This window comes from Paenibacillus sp. WLX2291 (assembly GCF_046603665.1).
Classification (GTDB): domain Bacteria; phylum Bacillota; class Bacilli; order Paenibacillales; family Paenibacillaceae; genus Saccharibacillus.
In genome coordinates, this window is the sequence record NZ_CP176755.1 from 1,933,415 (window position 1) to 1,946,558 (window position 13,144).

The 13,144-nt window shown below is 47.4% G+C and carries 12 protein-coding genes; 11 read left to right on the forward strand and 1 reads right to left on the reverse strand.

The genetic code is table 11. From position 1 onward, the window contains the following. Nucleotides 1-195: 195 nt before the first annotated feature. Nucleotides 196-393, reverse strand: coding sequence for a hypothetical protein (locus tag ACDE64_RS08345; protein ID WP_411349666.1), 198 nt, complete (start codon nucleotides 391-393; stop codon nucleotides 196-198). A 243-nt stretch (nucleotides 394-636) separates the two neighbouring features. Here ACDE64_RS08345 and rpiA point away from each other — a divergent pair, with 243 nt between their 5' ends. From rpiA to ACDE64_RS08400, 11 genes are all read left to right on the forward strand, one after another. Further along, on the forward strand, nucleotides 637-1,314 hold the full coding sequence (rpiA, locus tag ACDE64_RS08350) for a ribose-5-phosphate isomerase RpiA (RefSeq protein ID WP_411346017.1): 678 nt from the start codon (nucleotides 637-639) through the stop codon (nucleotides 1,312-1,314). Between the two features lie 344 nt (nucleotides 1,315-1,658). Further along, a complete protein-coding gene (locus tag ACDE64_RS08355) occupies nucleotides 1,659-2,285 on the forward strand; it encodes an FMN-dependent NADH-azoreductase (RefSeq protein WP_411346018.1) in 627 nt (208 codons plus the stop codon). A gap of 253 nt (nucleotides 2,286-2,538) precedes the next feature. Further along, complete coding sequence (locus ACDE64_RS08360) at nucleotides 2,539-3,015, forward strand: MarR family winged helix-turn-helix transcriptional regulator (protein ID WP_411346019.1); 477 nt, start codon at nucleotides 2,539-2,541, stop codon at nucleotides 3,013-3,015. A 200-nt stretch (nucleotides 3,016-3,215) separates the two neighbouring features. Beyond that, nucleotides 3,216-3,968, forward strand: a complete 753-nt coding sequence (locus tag ACDE64_RS08365; protein WP_411349667.1) for a FadR/GntR family transcriptional regulator — start codon at nucleotides 3,216-3,218, stop codon at nucleotides 3,966-3,968. A 74-nt stretch (nucleotides 3,969-4,042) separates the two neighbouring features. Next, nucleotides 4,043-5,227, forward strand: coding sequence for a M20 metallopeptidase family protein (locus tag ACDE64_RS08370; RefSeq protein ID WP_411350254.1), 1,185 nt, complete (start codon nucleotides 4,043-4,045; stop codon nucleotides 5,225-5,227). Nucleotides 5,228-5,390: 163 nt separating this feature from the next. Next, nucleotides 5,391-6,947: an ABC transporter substrate-binding protein gene (locus tag ACDE64_RS08375; protein WP_411349668.1), complete on the forward strand. Its 1,557-nt coding sequence runs from the start codon at nucleotides 5,391-5,393 to the stop codon at nucleotides 6,945-6,947. 51 nt (nucleotides 6,948-6,998) lie between these two features. Beyond that, nucleotides 6,999-7,931 carry an ABC transporter permease gene (locus ACDE64_RS08380; protein ID WP_411346737.1) on the forward strand — a complete coding sequence of 311 codons (933 nt, stop codon included), beginning with the start codon at nucleotides 6,999-7,001 and terminating at the stop codon, nucleotides 7,929-7,931. A gap of 77 nt (nucleotides 7,932-8,008) precedes the next feature. Then, a complete protein-coding gene (locus ACDE64_RS08385; protein WP_411349669.1) occupies nucleotides 8,009-8,878 on the forward strand; it encodes an ABC transporter permease in 870 nt (289 codons plus the stop codon). Nucleotides 8,879-8,913: 35 nt separating this feature from the next. Beyond that, nucleotides 8,914-11,385 carry a S9 family peptidase gene (locus ACDE64_RS08390; RefSeq protein ID WP_411349670.1) on the forward strand — a complete coding sequence of 824 codons (2,472 nt, stop codon included), beginning with the start codon at nucleotides 8,914-8,916 and terminating at the stop codon, nucleotides 11,383-11,385. Between the two features lie 344 nt (nucleotides 11,386-11,729). Further along, a complete protein-coding gene (locus ACDE64_RS08395) occupies nucleotides 11,730-12,035 on the forward strand; it encodes an antibiotic biosynthesis monooxygenase family protein (protein WP_411346024.1) in 306 nt (101 codons plus the stop codon). Nucleotides 12,036-12,062: 27 nt separating this feature from the next. Then, complete coding sequence (locus ACDE64_RS08400) at nucleotides 12,063-13,142, forward strand: B12-binding domain-containing protein (RefSeq protein ID WP_411349671.1); 1,080 nt, start codon at nucleotides 12,063-12,065, stop codon at nucleotides 13,140-13,142. The last annotated feature ends 2 nt before the right edge of the window (nucleotides 13,143-13,144 follow it).

Consider the following 13,144-nt stretch of genomic DNA (forward strand, 5'->3'; position numbering starts at 1 on the left):
ATTATCAGGAGATGAAGCTGAGTCTTTTAAACTAGTTCTATAAGACTATTAGCTTATACCCTGTATAAAGAATGTTGAAACAACATCTTAAATAATTTTTTCTGTGGGATCATGTCGAATATTGCAATTACACTTGTGCGTTGATTACCTTTGTATTTCTCAAATGGTTGGGATAAAATGGGGTATAGACGTTATTCAGGCATGATAATTGCCCTGAGGCTGGTCCAGTACCCATTCCAGCATGAGACACATGTCTTCCAGACGGACAAGTTGTTCGTTCAGAGCTGTGTATGCAGCTGCTTCTGGTGTGAGGGTGGAGAGTCTTGTTCGGAGATTCGTTTGTTGGGCATTCAATTTGTGTAGCTTCGCCTTGATCTGATTTTCAGTTCGCATAGCGTTGACTCCTTTAATGTGGGAATGGATAGGATGTGTAACTGCGTATATTCGCCAGTTTCAGTATAGTTCAATTGAATCATGAAATCTATGGATGATGATAAATTGAACATGTATTTGGGCAAAGTAAAGTTTGAGTAATAGGTGGTTAACGTTTGTGGTACTTCTCCATTTATGAAAGCGTAACGCATCATAAGAGTGGAGAAACCGGCAAAAATCTGGATGATGGAGTGAACGAAAGCTATGAATATCAAACAGCTGGCTGCTGAAAAAGCGGTAGACTGGGTAGAAGATGGAATGACAGTAGGATTGGGAACGGGATCTACAGCGGTTTATGCTATTCGTAAATTGGGAGAACGCGTACAACAAGGACTGACGATCCGAGCAGTTGCTACATCGATGGAATCGGAAAAATTAGCACGCGAGTGTTCCATTCCCATTGTGCCTTTTGCCGAAGCTGGCATGATTGATCTGACCATTGATGGCGCAGATGAAGTGGACCCTGATCTGAACCTGATCAAAGGTGGCGGTGGTGCCTTACTGCGAGAGAAGATTGTCGCTGCACGCAGTCGCCAAGTAATGATCGTTGTCGGCGAAAATAAAGTTGTGCAACGGTTAGGTACATTTCCACTGCCGGTAGAAGTTGTTCCTTTTGCACACGAATGGACAATTGAGAAGCTGGAAAGTCTGGGCGGCACGCCAGTTCTACGTAAAACCGAAGATGGTGAAGTGTTTGTTACCGACAACGGTAACTACACGGTGGATTGTCATTTCAAAGAAATTCTGAATCCGGCGCGTATGCACCGTCAGTTGAATGATATTCCAGGCGTCGTAGACAACGGATTATTTATCGGTCTGGCGAGTGCGGTCATCGTTGCTTACAATAGTGGAACGATTGAAGTATTACGCGCTGGCAGATAAACGTGATCTATAAATATGCGTATCCTTCCAAATGGAATTAGCAAGGGCTTGGAAAGATACGCTCTATTGCAAGGATAAGCTCTAATCGTTACTAGAATAAAATCTGACTGCTTGAACAGACACATGTTCTTATACGAGTATTATCGCTGACTGGATTGCGTATATTTCAATGTAAGTCGAAAAATGTTGCATGTGAACATTTTTCGGCTTTTTGTTATGTAATCGTGGAGACTGCCACTGGATTGTTCACAATTTCGCAGTTGACAAATATGCTTTGTTATACTATCTTTAAATCAAGATTTACTAATTCATAATTTCCGTACAGGTTAAAAGGAGAGAATACCATGTCCAAAGTTTTATTCGTCAAAGCTAATAACCGTCCTGCTGATCAAGCGATCACTGTGCAACTGTATGATGCCTTCCTGGAAAGCTACAAAGCTTCCCATCCAGAAGATGAAGTACAAGTCTTGGATCTGTTTGAAGAAAAACCAGCTTACTATGATGCATTCGTAATCGGTGCGAACTTCAAAGCATCCCAAGGCATCGAAGTATCTGCTGAAGAGCAAGCTGCTGTTGATCTGATCAACCGCTACCTGACTCAATTCCTGGAAGCTGAAAAAGTAGTAATCGCATTCCCGCTGTGGAACTTTACCGTTCCTGCTGTCCTGCACACTTACTTTGACTACCTGTCCCAAGCGGGCAAAACATTCAAATATACTCCAGAAGGTCCTGTAGGTCTGGCTGGCGGTAAAAAAGTAATGCTGCTGCACGCAAGTGGTGGCGTATACTCCGAAGGTCCTGGCGCAGACGTTGAGCTGGCTGTTCGTTATGTACGTTCCATGCTCGGATTCTGGGGCATCACTGATGTTGAGAAGTTCCTGATCGAAGGTCACAACGCATTCCCTGATCGTGCAGCTCAAATCGTTGCTGAAGGTCTGGAAAAAGCAAAACAAACAGCAACACAATTCTAAGATTGTTCGCTGCTTGAGCTTGTTATCCTGTGGTTCCCATGCTTGCATATGATCTTTGCTTCTCACTTGAATACGATCAGTCAGACAGAGAAACCGGCAGGAATGGAACATATATATGTCGAAGTAAGACATGTAAGGTATTCTTGATTTTCTGATGTATTCAGTATCAGATTCATCGATTACAATGGCGCCTGGTGTGCTGCGAAAATGGCAGTGCGTCAGGCGTTAAACATCATGAGGGAGGGACCTAATTATGAAACAGGCAAACCGTACAACCGCTCCTGCTAACGATGTGGAGAAGGAATCGCTGCATCTGTGGACTGTTTTATCGCGTGCCTATCAGTCAGTGGTATCACTGATTAATGCCGATATACAGAGCTATGGTCTGAATCCGACTGAACTCGGCGTGCTCGACTTCCTGTATCACAGCGAAGAACCGCAACCCCTGCAAAAGATCGGACAAAAGGTACTCATTTCCAGTGGGAACATCACGTATGTGGTGGACAAGCTGGAGAAGAAGAATCTGCTTGCTCGCCGTTCGTGCGACAATGACCGTCGTGTTATTTTTGCCGAATTGACGGAACAGGGGAATTCATTTTTTGAAGGCATCTTTGATCAGCATAAGCAGGCAATCGTGGAAGCGATGGCAGGCTTGTCGCAGGAAGAGAAGCTGGTTGTCATCCCGCTGCTCAAGCAATTGGGCTTTGCAGCTGCGGACAAAACAGTCTGACCGATAGCATTTATCGGTTGGACTTTTTTTATGTGATTTTGTTGTGATTTTGTTGTATAGATAATTCCTATCAATTTTGTATGAATAATCATTGACCTGCTGAAAAAGAGCGGGTATAGTAATGAAAAGTCATATTTTGTCGCCATTTTAAATGGTCTAAAGTTCGTACCATATACCATTTACAATATAGGGAGGATGGCATGCCTACGTATTTTCCACAACAATTTGAAAAAGTCTCCCCCAAGAAGGTCAGTGACTTTATTTTTGAACAGCTGGAAGAAGCGATTATTCTGAAGGAGTTGCTGCCAGAGGAACAATTGCCGAATGAGCGAGAGCTGGCTGTGATGTTCAATGCTAGTCGGCTAGCGGTACGTGAAGCGCTGGCACGGCTAGAGGAGGAAGGGCTGATCGAGAAGCGCGTTGGTGCACGCGGGGGTACTTTTATTTTGCCCCTGACGCTTCATTCGCATCGACGTCACCGGGATCAAATTGCTGCCGATTGGGAGCAGTGGAGCAAGGTATTTGAATATCGGCTCATTATTGAACCGGAAGCGGCATGTCTGGCAGCGCAGCGAATTAGCGAGGCAGAGCTACGACAGTTGCAGCAATATCTCGATATGAGCATCGAGGCAGATTGTCCGCGCGAACTATTCCGCTCGCTGGATGTGAAGTTTCATCTGTCGATCGCGCGTGCGTCAGGCAATGTGTATTTTGAAAAGGCCGTCCGTTCGATTCGGACGAAGATCAATCCGGCGCTTGATCTGATGCCATACAGCAATGAGGTGCGCGTGCGCAACTCGGATAGTCACTTTGAATTGCTACGGGTACTGCATGAACGGGATGGAGTACAATCGCGCGAATTGATGAAACGTCATATTGAGCAGGCGGCATCAGCCATTCATCGGCGTGTATTCGAAGAACGTCCAGCAGATGAGGAGGTGCCAGAATCGTGATCAACAGTACTGGTAATCAGCGGTTGCTAGAGGCACTGCAACACTTACCGGCGCAGCAGACATTACCGCAATTGATGCCGCTGGCAAGACAGTTACAACCTAAGCTCAGTGCATGGCGACGAGATCTGCATCGTCATCCAGAGATCGGGTATGAGGAACATCGCACATCGGCGATTGTGGCAGAGTATTTACAGCAACTCGGCTTGAACGTTCAGACGGGTATTGGACAAACGGGTGTGGTAGCACTGTTAGAAGGCAAACAGCCGGGTCCAACGATTGGCTTGCGAGCGGATATGGATGCACTGCCAATACAGGATGCCAAGCAGGTGGAGTATGCGTCTACTGTTCCGGGCAAAGCTCATCTGTGCGGTCACGATGCGCATACAACGATGCTGATGGGAGCTGCGAAGCTGCTAACCGACATCGGTCAACCGGAGTATGGCAATATCAAATTCATTTTCCAACCTGCGGAAGAAGGACTGGCAGGTGCGGAAGCGATGATCCGCGACGGGGTATTGGACAATCCGGCAGTGGATTGGATCACCGGTCTACATGTATTTCCGGGTTTACCTGTCGGGGAAATATCTATTTGCAAAGGTGCTGCTTTTGCGTCAGCTGACTTCTTCACGATTACCGTTCACGGGCAATCCGGTCATGCAGCACGTCCGCATGAAGGAGTCGATGCGATTGCAGCGGCGGCGCAGATGATCACTGCTCTGCAAAATATATGCAGTCGTATGGTGAATCCGCTTGATACGGCAGTGATTAGTATCGGTCGCATTGAAGGTGGGCAGATGGCTACGGCACTGGCAGATCAGGTGCAGATGAGTGGGACCGTGCGTACATTGTCAGCAAGTGTGCGTCAGCAGATACCGGAGCTGATGAAGCGTGTACTGGACGGTGTGGCATCTTCATTCGATGCGGTAGTTGAGCTGGATTACCGGATGAGTTACCCGGTTGTACATAATGATTCGCAATTGGTGGATTTTCTGACCCGTACATGTGAACAATTACCGGATGGACCGCAGTGGACAGTCATGCAGCCGTCGACAGGCGGAGAAGATTTTGCTTTTTATGTGCAGCAGGTGCCGGGTGCCTTCTTCCGCTTAGGTACGGGAAATGGCAGTCCAGAATACGCGTATCCACTGCATCATCCGCGGTTTGATCTGGATGAGCAGGCATTACCTTATGGAGTAGCGATGTTGTCGGCTCTAGCGTTACAAGGTCTAGCGGTTTCGCAGAACGTTAGGGACAATTAATACCGTGAACCGTGAACCGTGAACCGTGAACCGTGAACCGTGAACCGTGAACCGTGAACCGTGAACCGTGAACCGTGAACCGTGAACCGTGAACCGTGAATCTGTGCAATACCCGCAATATGGATTGGAATGAATCCCATAGACAAGTATAGGAGTGGATGAAATGAGAACGTCCAAATGGTTTGGCAGCAGCGTAATAGTATTGATCATTGCAATTGTGCTGGCAGGTTGCAGCGGCAACAAAGGCGATAGTGACAGCGCAGCGCAGGGAGATAGCGCTACGAACAGCAAAGTGCTGACTATTGGTACATCGACCGACATTGAGAGCTTTGACCCGCATAACAATAACAATACTGCCAGTGAAGCCGTATTGGTAAATATGTATGATTATTTGCTCAAAAATGACAAAGATCAGAAGAAAGTGCCAGTTCTCGCTACATCATGGGAACAGACTGACGATACGACGTGGCGCTTCAAGCTGCGTGAGGGCGTGAAATTCCACAACGGCGATCCATTTACAGCAGCCGATGTTAAATACACCATTGAGCGTGTTGCCAAAGACAGCTCGCTCAAGCAAAACTCCTATTTTAAAAATATTACAGAAGTGAAAGTCGTGGACGATCATACGGTCGATATCGTAACCGATGGTCCAGACCCGCTGCTGTTGAACCGTTTGACCAAAATGGGCGCTGGCATTCTGCCATCCAAATACATTGAGGAAAACGGCATGGAGCAGTTTCTGAAACAACCTGTCGGTACAGGTCCTTACAAATTCAAACAATGGATCAAGGATGATCGTGTAGAGCTGGTACGCAATGATGATTATTTTGGTGATAAGCCGAAGTGGGATGAAGTTGTATTCCGCGCCATTCCGGAATCGTCCACTCGTGTATCTGAATTGTTGGCAGGTGGTGTAGATATCGCTTCTAGTATTCCGGCAACTGATGTAGAGCGTATTCAGCAAGAAGATGGCAAGGATATTGTAAAAGTACCGATTCAACGTGTACTACAAATCATTTTGCGTATGAGTGATGGCAGTGTAACCGCCGACTCCAAAGTACGTGAAGCGATTGATCTGGCGATCGACAAGCAAGGTATTGTGGACAGTATCGCTGGCGGTGCAGGTGTAGTCACACGGACATCGGTAACACCGGGGAACTTTGGTGCTGACCCGTCGCTGTACAAACAAACGCTATATGATCAAGCAAAAGCGAAACAATTGTTGCAAGAAGCTGGCTATAGCAGCGGCGGACCAGAGATTACGATGAGCGTCTCGTCGCAATACAAAGAGTATGCCGAAGTCGTTGCGGCGATGCTGGATCAGATCGGCTTCAAAACAACACTGGATGTGTTAGAGCCAAGTGCATTTAGCGAAAAATACAGTTCCAAATCGTTCAAAGAAGCATATATGATCGGGATCGGTAACTCGCTGTTCGACGCATCGAATAACTATAACCGCTATCTGAAATCCGAAGCGGCAGGTGAAACGGATTATAACAATCCGAAGGTAGAACAATTGCTGCAAGCGGCAGCTGTTAATATGGATTCGGCTTCGCGTGCAAAGCAATATGAGGAAGTGCAACAGATTTTGGCGGAAGATCGCCCGGCAGTATACTTGTTCCAAATGGAAGGTGTATACGGTACGGACAATCGTGTGAAATTTGAACCGCGCAGTGATGAAATGTTTTATGCGGATGAAATTACGCCTGTGAATGGATAATTAACGAGCAGGGCAGGGATGAGCTGGGAATATCCCTGCCCTTTGCCGTTCATGGAGGGATTGCATGTGAAAACTTATATTATGCGCACGTTGCTTCAGATTATACCGGTGCTGCTGCTTGTATCGCTGATCGTCTTCATTCTGGTGCGTGTGACCGGTGATCCGGTGGCACTGATGCTGCCGGAAACAGCAACAGCGGAAGATCGGGCAGCGCTGACACAAGCGCTTGGGCTGGATCAACCGCTGTATCAGCAGTACATCAAGTTTCTCGGTAGTGCGCTGCTGGGCGATTTTGGTACATCATTCCGATACGGACAATCGGCGTTACCGCTTGTGCTGGAGCGTTTGCCTGCCAGTATAGAATTGGCGGCGGCAGCGATGGTGTTCGCGATTGTGATGTCTGTGCCGCTTGGAATCTGGTCGGCAGTGAAGCGTAATACCTTTACCGATCTGATTATCTCTGGGGTATCGGTTATCGGTAAAGCTATGCCGAACTTCTGGATGGGTATTATGTTGATTCTGCTATTTTCGGTTATTCTCGGCATGCTGCCGGTATCAGGACGAGGGGGATTGGATCATCTGATTTTGCCCGCCTTTACACTAGGTGTCGGGATCGGTGCACAGATGACTCGGCTGGTGCGCTCCAGCATGTTGGAGATTCTGAATCAGGATTATATGGTGACTGCCAAGAGCAAAGGGGTAAACCGATTCGTCCGTATTACCCGACATGCGCTACGCAATGGTATGATTCCGATTGTGACGATTGCAGGTATGCAGTTCACTGGGCTAATCGGCGGTACGCTAATTACAGAAACGGTGTTCGCGTGGCCCGGTTTGGGACAGCTGCTCGTCACCGCAGTGAATACGCATGATATGGCAATTGTACAGGCAGCGGTATTCGTGATTGCCGTCATTGTAATTATCGGCAATCTGCTGACTGATATCGCTTATCGTCTGCTGGACCCGCGCATTAAATATAACTGATTGATTTGCAATCATACAATGAATGGAACATTGGCATATAAACACAGCAAGTTTGCAGGGAAAGAAGGGATACAGGTATGAAACAATCCGGACGAAACTGGTTGCGTCAGCTGAGTGGCAGCAAGACAGGCATCATCGGACTGATCGTATTGATTCTAGTTGCGTTATGTGCGCTGCTGGCTCCATGGCTAGCAACGCATGATCCGGGTGCAGTTGATCCATTGAAGCGGCTAAAGCCACCGGTATGGCTGGATGGCGGCACATCGGAATACTGGCTGGGTACAGACAATTTGGGTCGCGATATTTGGAGTCGAATCGTATACGGTGCACGCGTATCGTTGATTGTGGGTATTGGGGCGGTGCTTGTCTCTGGCATTATCGGTGCTGTGCTTGGACTGCTGTCCGGTTATTACGGTAGCTGGGTGAACGCGATCATTATGCGTGTTGCCGATTCGTTTCTAGCGATTCCAGCCGTATTGTTGGCATTGGTTGTACTGGCGGTGACCAAGCCGGGCTTGATGACGCTTATTATCGTGATCGGGTTGACGAACTGGGTTACTTATGCGCGCGTTATCCGTGGTGAAGTGCTGACGTTAAAAGAACGTGATTTTGTCAAAGCGGCACAGTCGGTCGGTGCAGGGCAATTTCGGTTGATTTTCCGACATGTGCTGCCCAATGTAATGTCAACGCTCATTGTTGTATCCAGTATGAATGTATCGACGACCATTCTTATGGAAGCTTCCCTGAGCTTTCTCGGGCTTGGCATCAAGCCGCCGGATGTATCATGGGGCGGTATGCTGAGTGATGGACGGCAGTATATTGCGACGAGCTGGTGGGTCGCGACATTCCCAGGACTGGCGATTACGTTAACCGTACTAGGTGTTATTTTCCTAGGCGACTGGCTGCGGGATAAGCTGGACCCGCGTATTACTAACGATCAAGCGTAAATCAACTGGAAGCATATGCTAGAAGGAGGAACAGCATGACACGATTATCGATACAACCGCAAGATCTATACCAGAGCCAGTGGGTCAGCGATCCGTCTGTTGCTCCGGATGGACAAATTGTATATGTGCATAAAAGGATAGATGCTGAGAGCAATCAGTATAGAAGTACGCTACGATTGCTCTCAGCAGACAGTAAGGATGATACGCCATTGACGGACGGACCTGCCGATAGTGCGCCGTCTTGGTCACCAGATGGTAGACAGATTGCCTTTATCCGCCGTACAGAAGGATTGCCGCAACTGTGGATCTGGTCAGTTAAGACGCAGGAGGCGACTCTTGCTCTGTCTATGAAAAAGGGAATCGGTACATTTAGCTGGTCACCGTCCGGCAAGCATATCGTATTGATTAGCCGGGAACCTTTTGAAAATGGGACGGGTGTTCATGATGATACTCGTGGGCGTGTATTGAAGCGTACCACTCCAAGAGCAGAAGGCAGTGGTTGGTGGGATGGACAGATCGGCAGAGTGTGGTTATGGCAGCTTGGAGAGCCAGAGGCGATTCGTTTGACAGAAGATACAGTAGAGGCTTCTGCACCGGTCTGGTCACCGTCCGGCACCTCTGTCGCCTACCTCGGTCAAAAAATTCCTTCTATTAATAATAGACATTATACAGACCCAGATGAAGACCGTTCCCCTTTCAATGATCTGTATACAGTAGATTGCTCCTCAGGTGAGGTGAAATGTCATACGACTCATCAATACAGCATCAGTCAGATCAATTGGCTTGCCGATGAAAGTGGTTGGATTCTGATCGCCAATGATCGTACATTTGGTAGTGGTACGCAGAATACAATATATCGTCTGGATGCTATCTCCCAGCAATGTACAGAGCTAACTCCCAATATGGATATTCAATTTGGAAATTTCATTCTAAATGATATGAAAATGTGTGCGGCGCGTCCAGGTCCGACATACGGTAAGGATGATACTCATATCCATGTGGTCGGCTCCTATGAGGGCAATGCTGGTTTGTATAAGATACAGACTGATGAAGTGGGGCATATTACTTTACTGACAGATGGCGAGCGGGATATTCATCAGATCGTGTATAACCCATCTCGAGACTCATGGATTACGCTGGAAGCAACACCAGAACGTCCGTATGAGCTGGTAGAATGGTTTATGAATCATCATGATGACAGTTCGCGTCCACATCAGCAGGTGTTAACGACTCATGGCAGCAGCTGGCTGAATGGCAAAAAGGTCATTATTCCACAATCATTCCGATATACGAATCCAGAGGGACAATCTGTACAGAGCTGGATTATGAAGCCTGAAGGCAAGCATCATACAGGCAAATTGCCGCTGATTTTGCAAATTCATGGTGGACCGCATGCGATGTATTCACCGGTGTACAGTCATGAGATGCAGACGCTTGTATCACAGGGCTATATGCTGCTTCTCGTCAATCCACGCGGTAGCTTTGGATATGGTCAAGCATTTGCTCAAGCGTGCCGTGGTGATTTTGGCGGTGGTGATTATGACGATCTTATGCAGGCTGTCGATGAAGTATTGGCAGCACGCGATGATATAGATGAGGATAAGCTTGGTGTATGCGGTGGTAGTTATGGCGGCTTGATGGTCAATTGGATCATTACGCATAATGAGCGTTTCCATACGGCAGTGAGTCAGCGCTGCATTTCGAACTGGTTGTCCTTTTATGGAACGAGTGATATTGGAGTTTCGTATACCGAAGGGATTGTTGGTGGAAATCCTTGGGAACATGCGCCAAAATTATGGGATCGTTCGCCAGTGGCGCATGCTCATAACGCTGCTGCACCACTATTGATCATACATGGTGAGCAGGATCTGCGTTGTCCGGTAGAACAGGGAGAGCAGATGTATACTGCCCTGCATCGCAACAATAAGCCAGTCCGTATGATCCGATATGCAGCTTCCAATCACGGGGTATTAAAATCAGGCAAACCTTCCTTCCGAGTCGATCTGTTGCAGCAGGTGAATGATTGGTTTCATCATTGGCTACAACCATCTGTGAAATTATCTATTCCTGTTGGATTATGGATAGAAAATGTATTGAGCAGCGGTTGGGGTGCGGAGCGGTTAATCGATTGCATTCAGCGACAGGAGTGGCAAGCGTTATTGCCGCATGTGGCTGATGCACAGATGGATATGCAAGAGCGACTGGATACAGCGCTTGAACTGAACGAGCCGTGGGAAGACGCACTCCGCTACGGATTTTCGTTTACATTCATCCATGTGGGCGGGGTTCGTCGATTGCTGGCATTCGGGCTAGGATGGCGAGAGCAGGAACAATATCACTGGGAACATAACCATCTGTACGGATTGAACTTGAATGCGGAACAAAAGAGCTGGTTGGAGCAACGAATCGGCTCACAATGGGAATTGGTGTTCGAGTCGTTTACACCTTATGGTAGCGCCGTTTATGAACTGCGATTGAAACATGAGCAAACGTTTTTGTGGATTTAACCTTGAATATTGGACTGAGAAGGTTTATAGTAGTGCGACACGGAAACAGAAAAAGCGCCCGACAATAGCTTGGTCTATGTGTTCGGGCGCTTTTTGTCTCGTTTGGGAGTTGCATATGTTGAACATTACAAATGCAATCCAATTTGAGTTTTTCGACAGCATTTGGTGTATAAAACTTGCTTAATAGGCTAATGTATGGGAAAATTTCACTAACACAATCCAATGTTGACTGCATACAGTTGACAATGATCGAACTCATATTTATACTTTCGGCAGCTCTGTTGCTGGAGAGATAGGTCTACTTTTCGATAAACGGAACAGTTGGATTGGAGGGAATTTACTTCGTGTATATCGTGCAATCCATTGTTCAGGTGCCGGAAACCAAAACGGAAGATGTGGTACAGATTTACCGTGGCCGGAGCAGATTGGTGGATCAGCAGCCGGGATTTGTATCTTTTCAACTTCTTCAGAGTGAAATTGCACCGGGTGAACTCATTGTACAAATAACCTGGCAGAGTAAAGAGCATTATCTTGCCTGGGTGAAAAGTGCTGACTTCCAGCGCATTCATACGTTGGAACGTCAATATCCGGACCAGGAGTTAGCAGATAGTAAGCCTACTGTGAAGCGTTATCTGGTACGTGCGGAGTAGACCCCGTTAGGACGGGAGGTGTCCGCGATGGCGTTACAGGAAAAAGGAACAGCAGGCGAGCAATTAATTATACAAGCGGATCGATTGGCTGAGCAGGTAACGATGATGCAATATCTCAAACAGCCAGATCTGTATCAACGATTTGGAGCCAAGGGTAGAGACAGAACGAAACAGGATTCTTTGTACAGCCTCAGTTATTTGGCGGAAAGTGTACTGATGAGAAGCCCTGCGCTGTTCATGCACTATATCTCTTGGCTCAAGCTGCTTTTGAGTGGGTATCGGGTGACGCAGGAAGATCTGATCGTTAATCTGATGGCGATTCGTGGCGTGCTGCATGATCATTTTGAACACCGCGATAAGCAGCATGTGCTTCAGTATTTGGATATGGGGATTGATCATGTAGCTGCGGAACAGACCCAGATCTCTTATATATCGGAACTGGCACCGTATGGTGACAAGGCGGCAAGCTATCTGGAATGTCTGCTCGCTGCTGACCGTAAGCAGGCGTATGAAGGAATCGTTGCATTACTTGAACAACATGTACCGATCAAGGATGTGTACATGCATATTTTCCAAGCTGCGCAGTATGAAGTGGGACGCCTGTGGCAACTTGGACGAATCAATGTAGCGCAGGAGCATTATTGCACGGCTGCAACCCAGAGTATCATGTCCCGACTGTACCCGTACTGGTTGGCTGCTCATCCAAAGGGCGGCACGCGAAGACTCGTCTCTGCTTGTGTTGGTAACGAGCAGCATGAGATGGGAATTCGAATGTTAACCGATTTTTTTGAAATGGAAGGCTGGGATACGTACTATCTGGGTGCGAATGTGCCCGATCACAGTTTGCTTCAATCCATTGTAAGCTATCGTGCTGATCTGATCGCTATTTCGGCAACGATGACATTCCATGTGCATCTGGTACAGGAATTGATCGCCACTATTCGCAGCAATGAGCATACTGCCGGCATCAAGATTATTGTCGGTGGATTGCCATTTAATATAGATCATCAGCTCTGGCAACAGGTTGGAGCTGACGGTTACGCGTCGGATGCGGATCAAGCGATTCAACTGGCTGATACTCTGGTACCTGCTGCGCGGCAGCAATAGCC